Source organism: Kosakonia sp. H02, assembly GCA_030704225.1.
Lineage (GTDB): Bacteria > Pseudomonadota > Gammaproteobacteria > Enterobacterales > Enterobacteriaceae > Kosakonia.
In genome coordinates this window covers 2068209-2085553 of sequence record CP131915.1, presented here as the reverse complement: position 1 = coordinate 2085553, position 17345 = coordinate 2068209, and the positions used below count along the sequence as shown (strand labels likewise).

The following is a 17345-nucleotide window of genomic DNA, read 5'->3' as shown; positions in this document are numbered from 1 at the left end:
CCAGTTTTCAGATAGTGGACCGCTTATGTCATCTCGTCGCTTCGGTAGCCAGTCTTTGCAGCGCCTGTTAGGCCACTGGCAGCAAACCGCGTCCCGTACGCCGCTGTGGCGTCAACTTGCTGACGCCCTGCGTCTGCTGATCCTGGATGGCAGGCTGGCACTCGATACGCGCCTGCCGGGTGAGCGGGAACTGGCTGCAACGCTGGAAGTTAGCCGCACGACTGTTGCCAGCGCGCTGGCGCATCTGCGTGACGAAGGTTATCTCGAAAGCCGCCACGGGAGCGGTTCGCGGGTGATCTTGCCGGACAGCCGTGCCATTCCAACGCTCAGCACGGCCGGTACGTCACTGGATCTCTCCACCGCCGCCCTGAGCGCCGGGCCGGAAATCCATCAGGCATATACCCATGCGCTGACCTCAATGACTCATTATTTATCGCACACCGGTTACGGCCAGACTGGCGTGCTGGCGCTGCGCGAAGCGATTGCTGCGCGTTACACCACCCGCGGGTTGCCGACCCGCGCCGATGAAGTGATGGTGGTGAATGGTGCGCTGAGCGGGCTGGCGCTGGTGCTACGGATGTTGACCGGCCCCGGCGATCGCGTGGTGGTCGATCACCCCACTTATCCGCTGGCGGTTGCCGCGATTCAGGGCGCGTCGTGCAGGCCGGTAGGTGTATCGCTACCGCAAACGGGCTGGGACACCGACGGCTTTGCCGCCACGCTTGCGCAGACTGCGCCGCGCCTTGCTTATCTGATGCCGGATTTTCACAATCCTACCGGGCGTTGTATGGACAGCACCACGCGGGAAACCATTGCCGCGATTGCCGCCCGCACGCGCACGACATTAGTGGTGGATGAAACAATGGTCGATCTGTGGTACGAAAATCCCCCGCCACCGCCGCTGGCGGCATTCGATTCACCAGGTTCGGTGATAACTCTCGGTTCGGCGGGGAAAACCTTCTGGGGCGGGCTGCGTTTGGGGTGGATCCGCGCATCATCACGCACCATTGCCACGCTCGCCCAGACGCGCGATACCCTCGATCTGGGTTCGCCGCTGCTGGAGCAACTGGCGACACAGTGGTTGATGGAAAACGCCCATACGTTTTTACCGGCGCGCAGAGCGATGCTAAAAGCGCGTCGTGACCACTGCGGCATGTTAATGCGCGAGCATTTCCCTGACTGGCGTTTTTGCACGCCGCAAGGCGGCCTGTCGTACTGGATAGAACTGCCCGATATGCTGGCGACACAGTTTGCTGCCCGCGCCGAATCTATCGGCATTCATTTGGGAACCGGTACGCGCTTTGGCCTTTCTGGCGCATTTGATCGCTACTTACGCATTCCCTTTGCGCTGGAATCCGCCGCGCTGGAAGATGCGCTGCTGCGCTTAAAACCCTTGTGGATGGCGCTTCATCAAACGCAACCGCCGCCAAAACGCAGCGTGGTGTAGGGGCTATGGGGAAACGGAGGGAAATACAAATGGGTGGGGGCCCTGCCAGCTACATCCCGGCACACACGTCATCTGCCCTGGCTGCTTCCTTCCGGACCTGACCTGGTGAACAGAGTAGTGTTGCGGGAGAACCAACAGAGCCCCCATTGAGAGCGTTGATAACCAACGCGCTGGCGCATTATCCCTATCCAGCATGGCAATTGCAAGCCGCGTCCGGACGGATGCTGGTTTCTTGCGCAATTGCCCCTTCACAGCAGACGAAACGCTGTTTATGCTGCCCCTTCCCTCTTCAGGACAAGGTTATGGATACTCAGGATTCTTTTCCCCAACGGGTCTGGCAAATCGTTGCCGCCATACCGGAAGGCTATGTCACCACCTATGGCGATGTAGCAAAACTGGCCGGATCGCCGCGGGCAGCGCGGCAGGTTGGCGGCGTACTCAAACGTTTACCCGAGGGCAGCACGTTACCGTGGCATCGCGTCGTCAATCGTCACGGCTGCATTTCACTGACCGGGCCGGATTTACAGCGTCAACGTCAGGCGTTGCTGGCAGAAGGTGTGGTGGTGTCGGGAAGTGGGCAAATTGATTTACAACATTACCGCTGGATTTATTAACGGCTCCTCCCCGGACAGGAGAGGAGCGCTATCACATTAGTACTGCGTCGGAGCCGGTGTGGCGTTAGACGGCGTGACCTGCGTCGGAGAGGTCGACGGCACTGTCGTTGCCGCGCCACTGCTCTGTTGCAGCGGGACAGCGGTTTGCTGTACCGGCACCAGCGTCAGGTCAACTTTGGTTCCGCCCTGGTTGATAACCGGCTTAACCGTATCGGTAATAAAGACGATTTTGTTATCAACCGTGATCGCCGCACTCAGCAGAATACGGGCGTTCGGCTGGACGTCAGCCGGGTTAAATGGCAGCACAAAGCTGTACGGAGGCTGTTTACCTTCCGTGCGAACCGCTTTCTGCGCCAGCACTTTCGACGGCGCGTCAGCCTGGGAAGCATCAGAAACTGTCACGGTCAATACCGCATCAGGCGGCAGCGCCACTTTCTGGCGGATCCAGACCGTACCGGTAACGCTCGGTTGGGTAATCGCAGCTTTATTCGTTGCCGCAGGCGCATTCGGGTTGGGTGCAGGCGTTGGAATATCGCTGCCTTTTTGGGCGCAGGCCGATAACGCGACCGCGACTGCTAAACCACTTAACATGTGCACGAGTTTCATTGATTTCTCCTTATCTTCAATGCACCAGCAGGCGTAGCGCCTGCCAGATGTGTGTGGCTAAACCATCGTAACCTGAACAAGTGTGGCACAGATGCCCGATATATTCCTGTAAACACCGTTTCATTCAGATTATTGCACCCATCGGACCACTCCTTTTTCCAGGTTATACTCATGCGATAAATCACCCGGTCAGCCGTAATTTATTTGAGGGAATCTATGAGTCAGGCGCTATCTAATCTGCTGGCATTATTGAATCTGGAAAAAATTGAAGAGGGTCTGTTTCGTGGGCAGAGCGAAGATTTAGGACTGCGCCAGGTCTTTGGCGGCCAGGTAGTGGGCCAGGCGCTGTATGCCGCCAAAGAGACCGTGCCCACCGACCGTCTGGTTCACTCCTTTCATAGCTACTTCCTGCGCCCCGGCGACAGCGAGAAACCGATTATCTACGACGTGGAAGTGCTGCGCGATGGCAACAGTTTCAGCGCCCGTCGCGTGGCGGCAATCCAGAATGGCAAACCGATTTTTTATATGACCGCCTCGTTCCAGGCACCGGAGTCGGGTTATGAGCATCAAAAACCCATGCCCGCCGCGCCCGCGCCGGATTCACTGAAATCGGAAACCGACATTGCCCGCGATCTCTCGCACCTGCTGCCGCCCGGCGTGAAAGAGAAATTCCTCAGCGATAAACCGCTGGAGATCCGCCCGGTTGAATTCCATAACCCACTGAAAGGCCATGTTGCCGATCCGGTGCGCCAGGTGTGGATCCGCGCCAATGGCGAAGTGGAAGACGATTTTCGCATTCATCAGTACCTGCTGGGTTACGCGTCGGACTTTAACTTCCTGCCGGTGGCTTTGCAGCCGCACGGCGTCGGGTTCCTTGAGCGTGGCATGCAGGTAGCAACGATTGACCACTCGATGTGGTTCCACCGCCCGTTCAACATGAATGAATGGCTGCTCTACAGCGTGGAAAGCACCTCAGCCTCCAGCGCGCGCGGGTTTGTGCGTGGTGAGTTCTACACTCAGGACGGCATCCTGGTCGCCTCCAGCGTGCAGGAAGGGGTGATGCGCAATCGCAATTAAGCGCCGATGCAAAAAAGAAAAGCCTCCAGAACGGGAGGCTTTTTCAGGCTCAGGAGATAACTTAACTCATTCAGGCATTGTAAGCGTTTTCGCCGTGGCTGTTGACGTCCAGGCCTTCACGCTCTTGATCTTCCGGTACACGCAGACCCACTGTCATGTCAGCCAGTTTGTAGCCGATAAAGGCCACAACGCCGGACCAGACGATAGTGACAGCGATACTTTCCAGTTGCACCAGCAGCTGATGACCCATGGTCACGCCTTCTGCGTAGCCGACACCACCCAGCGAAGTCGCAGCGAAGATACCAGTCAGGATACAGCCGACAATCCCGCACACGCCGTGCACACCGAATACATCACACGGGTCGTCAACGCGCAGCATACGTTTCAGCGCCGTGACACCCCACAACCCCGCCAGACCCGCCACCAGGCCAACAATCAGCGCGCCGCCGACACCCACATAACCACACGCCGGGGTAATACCGACCAGACCCGCAATCGCGCCGGAACAGGCACCCAGCAGCGACGGTTTGCCGCGCATTGCCCACTCGCCAAACACCCAGGCGAGGATAGCAGCAGCGGTTGCCACAACGGTATTCACAAAGGCCAGCGCGGCGATTTCGTTAGCGGAACCGGCAGAACCGGCGTTAAAGCCAAACCAGCCGACATATAGGATTGCGGTACCAGTAAAGACCATCGGCAGGTTATGCGGTTTGAACGCTTCTTTGCCAAAGCCGACGCGTTTGCCCACCAGATATGCCCCCACCAGGCCTGCGACAGCGGCGTTGATATGCACAACCGTACCGCCAGCGAAGTCCAGCGCGCCGTGCGCAGCCAGCAGACCGCCGCCCCAGACCATGTGCGCAATCGGCACATAAGAGAGCGTCAGCCACACCACCACAAAAATCAATACCGCAGAGAAGCGAATACGTTCAGCCAGCGCACCCACAATCAAGCCCACGGTAATGCAGGCAAACGAGCCCTGGAAAGCGACATGGATGTATTGATAGATGCTGCCCATCACGGCGGTCAGTTCGATGTTTTTCAACATCGCCCAGTTGAAACTACCGAAGAAACTGTTGCCCTCGCCGAACGCCAGCGAGTAGCCATACACCACCCAGAGGATGCACACCAATGCGAAGGTCACCGCAACCTGCGTCAGCATGGAAAGCACGTTTTTACCGCGGATCAGGCCGCCATAAAACAGCGCAATGCCCGGAATGGTCATGAACAGCACCAGCGCGGTGCAGATCATCATAAAACCGTTATCTGCTTTGTCGGCGACGGCGGGAGCAGCCAACGCCAGGCCAGGCAGCAGTGCAAGTGTTGCGAGCGTTGCTTTTAATGTTGTGTTTTTCATTGTTCCAATCCCTATCACTGTGTGCCAGGTATTACAGTGCCGCTTCGTCGGCTTCGCCGGTACGAATACGAATGACGCGTTGCAGCTCGGCAACGAAAATTTTGCCGTCGCCAATCTTTCCGGTGTAGGCCGCTTTGCTGATGACATCAATAACCTCATCCAGCTGATCGTCAGCGATCGCCACATCAATTTTCACTTTGGGCAGGAAATTGACGCTATATTCCGCACCGCGGTACAGCTCGGCATGACCCTTCTGACGCCCGAAGCCTTTCACTTCAGTCACGGTCAGCCCTTGAATACCAATAGAAGAGAGCGCTTCACGCACATCTTCAAGTTTGAATGGCTTAATCACCACGGTAACCAGCTTCATAAATCCCTCCAGTCGAATTCGATAATGGCCGCAGCTAACACGCAGAAGGTATTGCAAGCGGTGTGCCAAAAATGAAAACAAAGACGTTTTCAGCGCCTTAAGGAGACGGGACAAGGAGGGAATGAGGCGGGAAAATTCTGCCCCGCCGTTCGGAATGTTCCCAACAAAGAAAAACGCACCATGGCAGTGCATGATGCGTTACATTTTTGCACCAACAGAGGTTGCTGTGGGTTACGTGCTTAATTTTGGTGCATTACGCGATAAGCGACTCTTCCCGCGCGCTGGCGGCCAGTTCTTCGCCCGCCAGTTGCAGTTGATACATCTGGAAGTAGCGCCCTTTTGCCGCCAGCAATTGCTGATGCGTACCGCGCTCAACGGCCTGGCCGCGATGCAGCACCAGGATGGTTTCTGCCTCAACAATGGTCGACAAACGGTGCGCAATCACCACAAGCGTGGTGTGTTCACGCACCGCCGCCAGCGCCTGCTGGATTGCCTGCTCGGTGCCGGAATCGATATTTGCCGTCGCTTCATCAAGAATCAGAATTTGCGGCGCGTCCACCAGCACACGCGCCAGCGCCAGCAACTGCTTCTGCCCAACGGAGAGATTGTTGCCCTGCTCGCCCAGCCGCGTATAAATGCCGTCGCTCATCGTGCGGGCCAAATCCGCCAGTTGCACCGTTTCCAGCGCCTGCCATACCTGCTCTTCGCTGATATCACGCCCCAGCGTCACGTTGGCGAAGAAGCTGTCCGCCAGCACGACCGGATCCTGCTGCACCATCGCCACGCCTTTACGCAGCGCGGAATGCCCCAGCGCAGAGAGCGGACGCCCATCGAGGCGGATCTCCCCTTTCGTGAGCGGGTAATACCCCATTAACAAACTGGCGAGGGTACTTTTCCCGCTGCCGGTATGCCCAACCAGCGCGACAAAGCTGCGGGGCGCAACCTGCAAGGAGATATCCTGCAATACCAGTTGGTCTTCACGGTAAGCAAACGAGACATTATCGATATCAATAGCCCCGCTTTGCAGCGGCGTATCGTCGTAGCCGTAGGTCTGGCGCGGACGATCCATCAATTCAAAGACGCGTTCACCGGCAACCACCGCCTGCTGCAACATGGATTGCTGCGTCGTCAGTTCAATTAACGGCTCATTCAGGCGGCCGAGATAGCTGATAAAGGCATACAGCACCCCGACTTCCACCGTCCCGACGGAGGAAAAACCAAACAGCATCAACAGGCCGCACAGCACCAGCGCTGAGAACAGACTCAATAGCGGGCGCAGCAGGAAGCCGTCGAGGCGCAGGGTTTGCATCCGCGCCAGATAGTGCGAGCGGCTGGCATCGCTCATGCGCTCGCCAAAGCGCGCCTGCTGGCGAAACTGCTGAATAACGCTCATGCCGTTAATGATTTCATTAAAGCCATCATTAATATCAGCGAGATAGGCACGCATGCGCCGCACAATCGGCGTGCTGTAACGCTGGTAAAGCAGCATCACAATCAATACCGCCGGGAAGATACCCATCGCCACCAGCGCCATGCGCCAGTCGAGGCTGAACATAGCAACCAGCATCGCGCCAATTAGCGCCGCGCTGCGCAGCACGGTGGCGACCACCGTGACGTAAAGATCGCGGATCACTTCGGTATCGTTGGTCACACGGGAGATAATCTGCCCAACCGGTTGGGTGTCAAACTCGCTCAGCGGCTGGCGCAAAGCGGCATCCATCACATCGGTGCGCAATTGCTGCACCACGCCGACCGCCGCCTGGTTAAACAGCAAGGCTTGCGCGTAATGTAGCGCCGCCGCCAGCAGTTGCAGGCCGACATAAGCCGCCGCCAGCCCGGCGACCAGGCCGAGCGGCAGGTAACTTTTTGCCACCATGTTATCGATGAAATAACTGATCAGCGCCGGGCCGGAGACTTCGGCAATCGCCGCGATCCACAGCATGACTACCGCTTTGCTCAGCGGTTTGCGCCACGGTTTTCCGTAGACCAGCAGGCGTTTCAGCGTCGGCCACTGGCGAGTGAAATTACGCATCGCTCTCCTCCTGTGGAACATCATCCAGCGCCGCTTCCAGTTGCTGATAGCGATACATATCGCGATACCAGCCGGGCTGGCGCGCAAGCTGTTCATGTTGGCCGCGCTGGGCGATATGTCCATGTTGCATAACGATAATCTCACTGGCTTCCGTCAACGCCGACAGGCGATGCGCGCTGATAATGACGGTGCGTCCTTCCCCCCACTGGCGCAGGTTATGCAAAATCTGATGTTCGGTGCGCCCGTCCACGGCGGATAACGCATCATCAAGGAGCAGGATTTCGGCGTTAAGCAGCAGCGCGCGGGCAATGGAAATGCGCTGTTTTTGCCCGCCGGAGAGCATCACGCCGCGCTCACCCACTTCGGTGTCATACCCCTGCGGCAGACGCAGAATATCGTCATGCACGCTGGCGAGTTTCGCCACATGCTCGATCTCGTCTTGCGTCGCGCCCGGTTTGCCCAGGGCAATGTTATTGCCTACGGTATCGGAAAACAGGAACGGCGTCTGGTTGACCACCGCCAGGCGGCTGCGCCAGCTATCCAGTTTCAGGCGCGTGAGCGGAATGTCGTGAAAACGGATATCGCCGCTCTCGACATCGAAATGGCGCTGAATTAACGACAACAGGGTACTTTTCCCGGCCCCGGTCGGGCCGCAAATGCCCAGCATCTGGCCGGGCGCGAGCGTCGCGCTGACGTTATTGAGCACCGAGCTTTGCGTCTGCGGGTAGGTAAATTCGCGGATAGCGATAGCTAATGTACCGCGCTCAGCGGGCACCGGTTCGCTGCCATCGCTCACCACCGGCGCTTCCGCCAGCATATCGCGGATACGGCTGTAAGCGGCGCTACCGCGCTCGACGATGTTAAACATCCACGCCAGCGCCAGCATCGGCCAAATCATCAGGCCCAGATACATGGCAAAGCTGGTTAGCTCGCCAAGGGTCAGCGTACCGTTCACCACCATCCAGCTGCCGCCGCCAATCGCCAGCATGTTCGCCATGCCGATGGCGATATAAATGGTCGGATCAAAACGCGCATCAACGCGCGCCACGCGCATGTTTTTCACGCCGGTGTCTGCCGCTTCGCTGCCAAACAGCGCCGACTGGCGATCTTCCAGGCCAAAAGCTTTGATCATGCGGATGCTGGTCATGCTCTCCTGGGTGCGATCGTTTAACGAGGAGAACGCCGCCTGCGCCGCTTTGAAACGGCTATGCAGTTGATCGCCGTAACGCTTGATAACCAGCGCCATAATCGGCATCGGTAACAACGACAGTAGCGTGAGCTGCCAGCTGATTTGCGTCGACATCACAATCAGCACCACGCAACCCATCACCAGCGAATCCACCAGAGTGAGGACGCCTTCACCGGCGGCAAACACCACCCGATCAACATCGTTGGTGGCGCGAGCCATTAAATCGCCGGTGCGGTGGCGCAGGTAAAATTCCGGGTGCTGGCGGCTAAGCTGGCGGTAAAAATCTTCGCGCAGTTCGACAGCTAACTGGTATGACGCACCAAATAGCCAGACGCGCCAGACATAACGCAGCAGATAGGTGACCACCGCAACGACCACCAGTACGGCAATCCACATCCACACCTGTTGGTGTGTGAAGTGTTTTTGGGTGACGCCATCGACAACGATACCCACCACTTTGGGCGGGATAAGCTGCAAGATGGCAATAATGATAAGTAAGGCGACCGCGCCGAGATAGCGTTGCCATTCCCGACGAAAATACCAGCCTAACTGAGCAAATAATCGCACGCGGTTACATCCTGAACGTGTTTTGCCGGCGGTCGGTTAACCGTCGGGAGGGTTATTCAATGGGCAAAGCCGTGGTGTATTTTATCTGTTCCATGGCGAAGCTAGAAGTGACATCTGACAAACCCGGAACGCTGTTCACAAGCCGCTTGTAGAAGTCATCATAGCGTTTCATATCCGCCACCTGGACACGCAACAGGTAATCGTACTCGCCTGCCATACGCCAAAAGCCTAGCACTTCTGGCATCTGTGTCACTTCACTGACAAAGCGGTTGTACCAGTCGCTGCTGTGATGTTGGGTTTTGATCAGCACAAACGCCGTTAACCCTAAACCCAGTTTTTCGGCATCCAGCACCGCGACGCGACCGAGTAAAATCCCGTCATCTTCCAGTCGCTTTAGACGTTTCCAGCAAGGTGTGGTGGTCAGATTAACGGCATCTGCCAGTGCCTGCAAAGAGAGCGAACAATCCTGCTGTAGCAAAGAGAGTAGCTTTCGGTCAATTTTGTCTAGCATTGCCCACTCCGGGAGAATAATTTTCCCTTTAGAGTCTAACCTAAAGGCTAAATGGCAACCTTTTTTTCTTTGGCTTTCGCTAGACTGGGCACAAAATGACAAACGGAAAACCGCCATGAAAAGCCGCTGGGTCAACTACGCCATTAATGAAATTAACGCCGATGCACAGCGCTCGGCAGACACCCACCTGATCCGCCTGATGCTGCCGAACTTTCCGGGCATCAAACTCTATTTGAAAGACGAAAGCACCCACCCCACCGGCAGCCTGAAACACCGCCTGGCACGCTCCCTTTTTCTCTACGGTTTATGTAATGGCTGGATCAACGAAGGCACGACGATTATTGAAGCGTCGTCCGGCTCCACCGCGATTTCAGAGGCCTGGTTCGCGCGCCTGCTTGGGTTACCGTTTATCGCGGTGATGCCGTACTGCACGGCGAAGCGCAAGGTTGAGCAAATTGAGTTTTACGGCGGTCGCTGCCACTTTGTTGACAGCGCCTGCGAGATTTACGCCGAGTCCGAACGGCTGGCGAAAGCGTTGAACGGCCACTATATGGATCAGTTCACCTTCGCCGAGCGCGCAACAGACTGGCGCGGGAACAACAATATTGCCGATAGCATCTTCCGTCAGATGAAAAACGAGCCGCATCCGGTGCCGGAATACATTGTGATGAGCGCCGGGACTGGCGGCACGTCCGCCACCATTGGCCGTTATATCCGCTGCCAGGGTTATGACACGCAATTGATGGTGGTCGATCCGGAAAACTCGGTGTTTTATGACTACTGGCAGCAGCGCGACAGCAGCTTGCGCAGCCTGGTGGGCAGCAAAATCGAAGGCATTGGCCGCCCGCGCGTGGAGCCGTCGTTTATTGCCGATGTCGTCGATGAGATGCTGCGCGTGCCGGATGCGGCAAGTGTTGCCACCGCGCAGTGGCTGGAAACGCAACTTGGCCGTAAAGTTGGCGCATCAACCGGCACCAATATGTGGGGCGCATTGCAGCTTGCCGCACGGCTGCGCGATGAAGGGCGCAGCGGTTCGATTGTCACGCTGTTGTGCGACAGCGGCGAGCGCTACCTGGAAACCTACTACAATCCGCAGTGGGTGGCGGCGAACCTCGGCGATATTGAGCCGTGGAAGGCGCAGATCACCCGATTGATGGCATAAAAAAAAACCGAGCTTAATGGGCTCGGCTCGCTGGAAAAATCTTTTCATTCGGGGGAATAAGGAAGATTTGGTGTATCCAGCCAGTGGGTCAAAAAGTGCGACACCGCCTGATTCTGGCAATGTCCAATAACCGGTAAATTCGGCAGCGCCGCGCGCAGTTGCGGCATGGCGTTGCCCATAATCATGCCGTATCCGACACGCTCTAACATCTCTCTGTCATTCATCGCGTCGCCAAAGGCCATGCACTCTTGCAGCGTAAAACCTAACGAGGTGCTCAGTACCGCCAGCGCCGAGCCTTTGTTACAGCCCACCGGCAGCACTTCCAGGCAATCCATCGCCGAGAAACATAAATGTGCCCGGTTGCCCAATACCTCATTTAACTGAATACGTAAGCGGCAGAGATCGTCATGATCCCCAAGAAAACAGATTTTCGTCACGTCGTGGGCGGGCAAACGTTTGAGATCCGCCAGCCGGTAGGTAAAGCCACTATAGACGTGCGCTTGCAAAGCCTCAGGCAGGGCTTTGTCCGTCATCCAGCCGGAATCATTAAAAACATGAATGGACGCTTGCGTGTCCCATTTGCTGTGCAGCACGATATCGGCCACTTCCGGGCTTAAATCCTGCCGATAGAGCGTCTCCCCTTCGACAGAGTGAATGCGCGTGCCGTTGCCGGTGATGAGAAACGCATCCAGCCCGATATTCTTCAAAATCCACTGCATCTCCAGCGCGTGGCGACCGGTAGCGAAAGCCAGCGCGATCTCGCGTTCATGCAAGCGTCGCAGCGTAGCCAACGTTTGATCGCCTAAACGATGGTCGGGCATTAACAGGGTGCCATCCATGTCAAAAGCGGCCAGACGAGCCATGATTTTCTTCTCCAGATGTGACGCCGTCATATTGCGTTCCAGTATTGCGTGGGATATACGGAAGTAATAGTGAATAGATGAGAATTATTGTTCCGGGTTATGAGATTACTGAACCGACTCAACCAATATCAGCGCCTCTGGCAACCGTCTGGCGGGGAAGCGCAATCCGCCAGCATTAGCGAACTGGCGGCCCGTTGTTTTTGCAGCGAGCGGCATATGCGCACGCTGCTGCGCCAAATGCAGGCTTCCGGCTGGTTAGCCTGGCAGTCGCAATCCGGGCGTGGCAAACGCGGAACGCTGCATTTTATCGTCACGCCGGAGTTATTGCGCCGCGACATGCTGGAGCAGGCGCTAAATGCCGGGCAGCAGCAAAACGCGCTGGCACTGGCGCAGCTTGCGCCCGACGATCTGCGCGCCTTGCTCAATCCGTTTCTCGGCGGGCTGTGGCAAAACGACACCCCGACATTACGTATTCCCTACTATCGCCCGCTGGAGCCGCTCCAGCCGGGATTTCTTCCTGGTCGCGCCGAACAACATCTCGCCGGGCAGATTTTCAGCGGGCTGACCCGCTTCATTAACCGCAGTTTTCTGCCGCAGGGGGATCTGGCGCACCACTGGGACATCAGTGATAACGGCCTGTGCTGGCGCTTTCATGTGCATTCGACGCTGCACTGGCACAATGGCGACGCCGTAACCGCTGCACAGTTGTATGAACAGTTGCAAGCTCTGCTTAAACTCCCCGCCTTGCGGAAATTGTTCGCAAGCGTGGAGAGCATTGAAATAACGCATCCCTGGTGTCTGACCTTTCGCTTATCTCGCCCGGACTACTGGCTGGCGCACCGGCTCGCCAGCTACGGTAGCCGCCTGGCGCATCCGCAACATCCGCTGATGGGGACCGGGCCGTTTCGCCTGGTGACCTTCAGCCGCGAACTGGTGCGGCTGGAGAGCCACGAGCATTACCATCTCGGGCACCCGCTGCTCAAAGCTGTGGAGTACTGGATAACGCCGCAACTGTTTGAACAGGATTTAGGCACCAGTTGCCGGCATCCGGTGCAGATTGCCATTGGTGAAGCGGATGAGTTACGCCATTTGCAACCGGTCAGTAACAGTATCAGCCTCGGTTTTTGTTACCTCACGCTGCGCCCCGGCGCACGATTGAGCGCGGCCCAGGCACGTCGGCTGGTGCAGATTATTCATCACACATCGCTGTTGCAGACGCTGCCGCTTGAAGAGAACCTGATTACCCCCAGTCGTGAGTTGTTGCCTGGCTGGCATATGCCCGATTGGCCCGCCGAAGATGTTCCGCTGCCGGAGAAGCTCACGCTTGTTTACCATTTGCCGGTGGAACTGCACACCATGGCGGAGCAGCTTAAGGATTATCTCGCTACGCTCGGCTGTGAATTGACGGTCATTTTTTATGACAGTAAGAACTGGGAAGGCTATACGCTGTTTGCCGCGGCAGACTTGATGATGGGCGACAGGCTTATCGGCGAAGCGCCGGAATATACCCTTGAGCAGTGGCTGCGCTGCGACTCGCTGTGGCCGAACCTGCTGAGCGCGCCGCAATTTGCGCATTTGCAGGCCACGCTGGATGCCGTACAGCGCCAGCCAGACGAACAGGCGCGCAAACGGGCGCTGAAGGATGTTTTCTACACGCTTATGGATGAGGCTATTCTGACGCCGCTGTTTAATTATCACTACCGCATTAGCGCACCGCCCGGTGTTGAGGGCATTCACTTAAACACGCGCGGGTGGTTTGATTTTGCCGAAGCCTGGCTTCCTGCCCCGGCGCGGTGAAGAAGCTGGTCGCTGCTGTGCTCACGCGCTACCATAGCGCTTTATTTGTGATTGTCAGGAAGAATTATGAAACGTGCCGTTGTCGTGTTCAGTGGCGGACAAGATTCCACAACCTGCCTGGTTCAGGCGTTGCAGCAGTATGATGAAGTGCATTGTGTCACGTTTGATTATGGTCAGCGCCACCGTGCTGAAATCGACGTGGCGCGGGAACTGGCACAGAAACTGGGTGCGCGAGCGCATAAAGTGCTGGATGTCACATTGCTTAACGAACTGGCGGTCAGCAGCCTGACGCGTGACAGCATTCCGGTGCCGGATTATGAGCCGGACGCGACCGGCATTCCTAATACCTTCGTTCCCGGGCGTAATATTCTGTTTCTCACGCTGGCAGCGGTTTATGCGTATCAGGTGCAGGCCGAGGCGGTGATTACCGGCGTGTGTGAAACCGATTTTTCGGGTTACCCGGATTGCCGCGATGAGTTTGTGAAAGCCCTTAACCACGCGGTGAATTTGGGGCTGGCAAAAGATATCCGCTTTGAAACGCCACTGATGTGGATTGATAAAGCAGAAACCTGGGCGCTGGCCGATTACTGGGGTGCGCTGGATTTGGTGCGTAGCGAGACGCTGACCTGTTACAACGGCATTAAAGGCGACGGCTGCGGCCATTGCGCAGCGTGTAATTTGCGCGCCAACGGGTTGCAGCATTACCTGGTGGATAAAGCTGGCGTGATGGCCGCGATGAAACAGAAAATCGGGTTGAAGTAATTTCGCCCTTTATGTCGTCTGTTGTGCCGGATGGCGTCGTTCGCCTTATCCGGCCTACAATCAACGGCTGAACCCCTAATCACGCTGGCCTATCATGGTTTCCAGTTTTTCCCGCAGTTCCCCTTCCACCGCCAGCGCTTTCTGGGTCTTCAGATCGATACAGACAAAGGTCACCAGCGCATCAGCCACCACCGGCCCTTCTGGATCCAGCGTGACAACCTGGCTTAGAACGCCACTTTTACCATTGATCTGCTGTACGTGACTGGTAACCGTAAGCACATCACCCAGCACGGCCGGACGGCGATAATTGATGTTGATGTTGACCACCACAAAGGCGATGTTGTTGGCGGTCATCCATTTGAACCCCTCATTATGTTCCAGCCCATCCCAGCGCGCTTCTTCGAGAAACTCCAGATAGCGGGCATTATTAACGTGCTGGTAAACATCAAGGTGGAAACCACGGACTTTAATCTTCGTTTGCATAGCGCTTTAACCTTTACCGTTTATAGTTATAGAGACAGAGGCCATACTGGTATGACCTCTTTATTCTGGCAAACATTAGCAACTACGCAAGCTTCTTACAGTTTCAGATTCGCCAGATTACGCTCCACCAGCTTGCCGCCCATGCCGGGAACCTGCTTCAGATCCTCTACCGTTTTGAATGGACCGTATTCGTCCCGGTAGCTGACAATCGCCTGCGCTTTTTTAATGCCCACGCCTTTCATCGCCTGTGACAGCTCTTCCGCCGTGGCACTGTTGATACTGACTTTTGTGCCATCTTCATCATCCGCGATGTTTGCCACCTCCTGCGCTTTCGCCTGAGAAGAGGTTGCACTGGTCTGCACCGCTGCCGATTTAGCGCCCGCCGAAGGTGCCGCCAGTGCGCTGTGACTCAGTGTCGCGCAAGCCATTGTGAGGGTAAGCAAAAGTGCTCTGATTCCATGTTTCATACTGTTTTCTCCTTTGTTTTCAACGTGAGAGAAACAATAACGAAGCCAGACAAGACAGACAAAGGGCAACGTTCATAAATGGAAAAGGCCGCGAAAGCGGCCTTTGAGAATTGCAGAGCGTTACTTCTTTTTGGGAGATTGTTCCCGTTATTGCTGCTGCTCAGCAATATCGCCCAGCTTGATTTTGGCTTCTTTACGCAGGTTGCTCATCAGCGCTTCAAAAGCGATCTGCGCATTGTTCTGCGTGACGCCCTGAACCATTGCTTTCTTCTGCGCTTCCGGCATGGTGCCTGCTTTAACTTCATCCAGCGCCATGATCACAACGTTGCCTTGCTGATCGTTGGCAGAGCCGTAAGAAGGTTTATCTTTTGCAGGCAGCGGCAAGTTAAAGGCCGCCAGCGTAACCGGATCCTGCCCAACACGCGCAACGGTTTTTGCTTCTCCGAAGCTCAGGCCCGCCGCTTTCAGGGCTTCATCGCCTTTACCTGCTTTCAGCGCGTCGACCAGTTTGTCAGCATCCAGCTTCGCCTGCTGCTCAGCCTTGTTGTGCTTCACAATGTCGGTAACCTGCGCTTTCACTTCATCCAGCGGTTTGATCGCTTCCGGTTTGTGCTCGGTGATACGCAGCACAAACGCGCGGTCTCCATCGACGGTGATGATATCGGAGTTGCTGCCCGGCGCGCCGTTCTGCCCGACCAGACCGCCGTTGAAGATAGCATCGCTTACCGGTTTGAAGTTCAGTTCTTCTGGCAGGTTATCGTGACCGAACCAGCCAGTCTGCACCGCTTTCACACCCGCAGCCTGCTCAGCGCCCGCCAGCGATTCATTATCGTTGCTCGCCGCTTCACTCACTTTCTGTTGCAGCGCGTACCAGGCGTCCAGGGCATTTTCCTGCTTCACTTTCGCCGCCAGTTCGTCACGCACTTCGCTCAGCGGTTTCACGACGGCAGGTTGAACGTCATCCAGACGGACAATCAGGTAGCCCACGGAAGATTTGATTGCACCAGAAAGCTGGCCCTTCTCTTTCAGACCGGCGTTTTTCAGCTCGTCAGGTGTAGTGGATTCTTCCAGCCACCCCATATCGCCACCGTTGCGGGCAGAGATAATGTCAGCGGATTTGGCTTTCGCCACGGTCGCGAAATCCGCGCCCTTGTTCAGTTCATCAAGCACGGCTTTTGCTTCGTCTTCCGTTTTCGTCTGAATAACGCTGTAACGGTTACGCTGCGGCTGCGTGAATTGATCCTGATGCTGATCGTAATAAGCCTGAATTTGCTCGTCGGTGGCGTTTTCCTGCATCGCGGCGGCATCAAGCTTGATGTAGCTTACGCGGAACTGCTCCGGTGCAATAAAGCGGCTTTTATTCTGATCGTAATAGCTGGCGATCTCATCGTCGCTGGCGGTCTGTTTTGCCGCCAGTGCATTGACGTCAATCACCGCCTGGCGGAGCACGCGCTCCTGCGAAACCAGCGCTGCCAGCGCGTCAGTCTCACCTTTAAGCATAAAATCCGTGCCGGCGACGGCATTAATCAGTTGCTGAGAGGTTAACTGGTTGCGTAGCGCCTGCGCATATTGATCGGCGCTCATGCCCATCTGATTGACGATAGCGTTAAAACGATTGTTATCGAATTTACCGTTAGACTGGAAAGCCTGGGTCGAGAATATCGCTTTTTTGACCTGCTCATCGCTAATGCCGAGGTCGAGCTTTTTGGCGTACTGGTCCAGCAGCGCTTCGTCAATCAGGCGATTGAGCACCTGCTGGCGCACAGATTTCATATAGTTTTCGTTGGCGGCAAGCTCAGAGAACTGGTCACCGAGTTGCTGCGCCATGCGGTTACGCTCGCTGGTTACCGCATTTTCAAATTGCGAGCGGCCAATTTCCTGGCCATTAACTTTTGCGGCGTAATTATTGTTACCGCCAATCAGGTAGTTACCCACGCCAGTCAAAATGAATGACACGATAATCAAACCCAGAATGATCTTGAGCACGACGTGATTTGCCGCCGCGCGTAAATTGTCCATCATGGTGTAACAACACTCCGCT

The 17345-nt window shown here is 56.3% G+C and carries 15 protein-coding genes, 1 other RNA gene and 1 pseudogene; 6 read left to right on the top strand and 11 right to left on the bottom strand.

Annotated elements, in window-relative coordinates:
• Nucleotides 1-25 precede the first annotated feature (25 nt).
• The gene (locus Q5705_09870; protein WLI78820.1) at nt 26-1447 is read left to right on the top strand and encodes a PLP-dependent aminotransferase family protein; all 1422 of its coding nucleotides are present in this window, start codon (nt 26-28) and stop codon (nt 1445-1447) included.
• A 40-nt stretch (nt 1448-1487) separates the two neighbouring features.
• Here the strand turns inward: Q5705_09870 and ffs are convergent.
• Nucleotides 1488-1584, bottom strand: an RNA gene (gene ffs, locus Q5705_09865) — signal recognition particle sRNA small type.
• Between the two features lie 153 nt (nt 1585-1737).
• Here ffs and Q5705_09860 point away from each other — a divergent pair.
• Nucleotides 1738-2061: pseudogene (locus tag Q5705_09860) on the top strand (MGMT family protein).
• 36 nt (nt 2062-2097) lie between these two features.
• Here Q5705_09860 and Q5705_09855 read toward each other — a convergent pair.
• Nucleotides 2098-2667 (bottom strand): YbaY family lipoprotein, encoded by a 570-nt coding sequence (locus Q5705_09855; protein WLI78819.1) that lies wholly within the window; start codon nt 2665-2667, stop codon nt 2098-2100.
• Nucleotides 2668-2883: 216 nt separating this feature from the next.
• On the opposite strand from Q5705_09855, the gene tesB reads away from it, so the two are divergent.
• Complete coding sequence (gene tesB, locus Q5705_09850) at nt 2884-3744, top strand: acyl-CoA thioesterase II (protein WLI78818.1); 861 nt, start codon at nt 2884-2886, stop codon at nt 3742-3744.
• Nucleotides 3745-3814: 70 nt separating this feature from the next.
• Here the strand turns inward: tesB and amtB are convergent, their stop codons facing one another.
• The 5 genes from amtB to Q5705_09825 all read right to left on the bottom strand — a co-directional run bounded on the left by amtB (nt 3815) and on the right by Q5705_09825 (nt 9770).
• The gene (amtB, locus tag Q5705_09845; protein WLI78817.1) at nt 3815-5101 is read right to left on the bottom strand and encodes an ammonium transporter AmtB; all 1287 of its coding nucleotides are present in this window, start codon (nt 5099-5101) and stop codon (nt 3815-3817) included.
• A gap of 31 nt (nt 5102-5132) precedes the next feature.
• Nucleotides 5133-5471, bottom strand: a complete 339-nt coding sequence (glnK, locus tag Q5705_09840; GenBank protein ID WLI78816.1) for a P-II family nitrogen regulator — start codon at nt 5469-5471, stop codon at nt 5133-5135.
• A gap of 253 nt (nt 5472-5724) precedes the next feature.
• Nucleotides 5725-7503 carry a SmdB family multidrug efflux ABC transporter permease/ATP-binding protein gene (locus Q5705_09835; GenBank protein ID WLI78815.1) on the bottom strand — a complete coding sequence of 593 codons (1779 nt, stop codon included), beginning with the start codon at nt 7501-7503 and terminating at the stop codon, nt 5725-5727.
• Nucleotides 7496-9259, bottom strand: a complete 1764-nt coding sequence (locus Q5705_09830; GenBank protein WLI78814.1) for a SmdA family multidrug ABC transporter permease/ATP-binding protein — start codon at nt 9257-9259, stop codon at nt 7496-7498. The genes Q5705_09835 and Q5705_09830 overlap by 8 nt, the downstream gene beginning before the upstream one ends.
• A 52-nt stretch (nt 9260-9311) precedes the next feature.
• Nucleotides 9312-9770 (bottom strand): Lrp/AsnC family transcriptional regulator, encoded by a 459-nt coding sequence (locus Q5705_09825; GenBank protein WLI78813.1) that lies wholly within the window; start codon nt 9768-9770, stop codon nt 9312-9314.
• 115 nt (nt 9771-9885) lie between these two features.
• On the opposite strand from Q5705_09825, the gene Q5705_09820 reads away from it, so the two are divergent.
• Nucleotides 9886-10932 (top strand): PLP-dependent cysteine synthase family protein, encoded by a 1047-nt coding sequence (locus Q5705_09820; GenBank protein ID WLI78812.1) that lies wholly within the window; start codon nt 9886-9888, stop codon nt 10930-10932.
• A 44-nt stretch (nt 10933-10976) separates the two neighbouring features.
• Here Q5705_09820 and cof read toward each other — a convergent pair whose 3' ends face one another.
• Nucleotides 10977-11795, bottom strand: coding sequence for an HMP-PP phosphatase (gene cof / locus Q5705_09815; protein ID WLI79003.1), 819 nt, complete (start codon nt 11793-11795; stop codon nt 10977-10979).
• Between the two features lie 99 nt (nt 11796-11894).
• Here cof and Q5705_09810 point away from each other — a divergent pair, with 99 nt between their 5' ends.
• Nucleotides 11895-13592 (top strand): SgrR family transcriptional regulator, encoded by a 1698-nt coding sequence (locus Q5705_09810; GenBank protein WLI78811.1) that lies wholly within the window; start codon nt 11895-11897, stop codon nt 13590-13592.
• A gap of 66 nt (nt 13593-13658) precedes the next feature.
• Entirely contained in the window at nt 13659-14354 is a 696-nt protein-coding gene (queC, locus tag Q5705_09805) for a 7-cyano-7-deazaguanine synthase QueC (protein ID WLI78810.1), read from the top strand.
• Between the two features lie 75 nt (nt 14355-14429).
• On the opposite strand, the gene Q5705_09800 is transcribed toward queC, so the two are convergent.
• From Q5705_09800 to ppiD, 3 genes are all read right to left on the bottom strand, one after another.
• The gene (locus tag Q5705_09800) at nt 14430-14837 is read right to left on the bottom strand and encodes a YbgC/FadM family acyl-CoA thioesterase (protein WLI78809.1); all 408 of its coding nucleotides are present in this window, start codon (nt 14835-14837) and stop codon (nt 14430-14432) included.
• Between the two features lie 95 nt (nt 14838-14932).
• Nucleotides 14933-15304, bottom strand: coding sequence for a helix-hairpin-helix domain-containing protein (locus Q5705_09795; protein WLI78808.1), 372 nt, complete (start codon nt 15302-15304; stop codon nt 14933-14935).
• A gap of 147 nt (nt 15305-15451) precedes the next feature.
• Complete coding sequence (ppiD, locus tag Q5705_09790; protein WLI78807.1) at nt 15452-17326, bottom strand: peptidylprolyl isomerase; 1875 nt, start codon at nt 17324-17326, stop codon at nt 15452-15454.
• Nucleotides 17327-17345 lie beyond the last annotated feature (19 nt).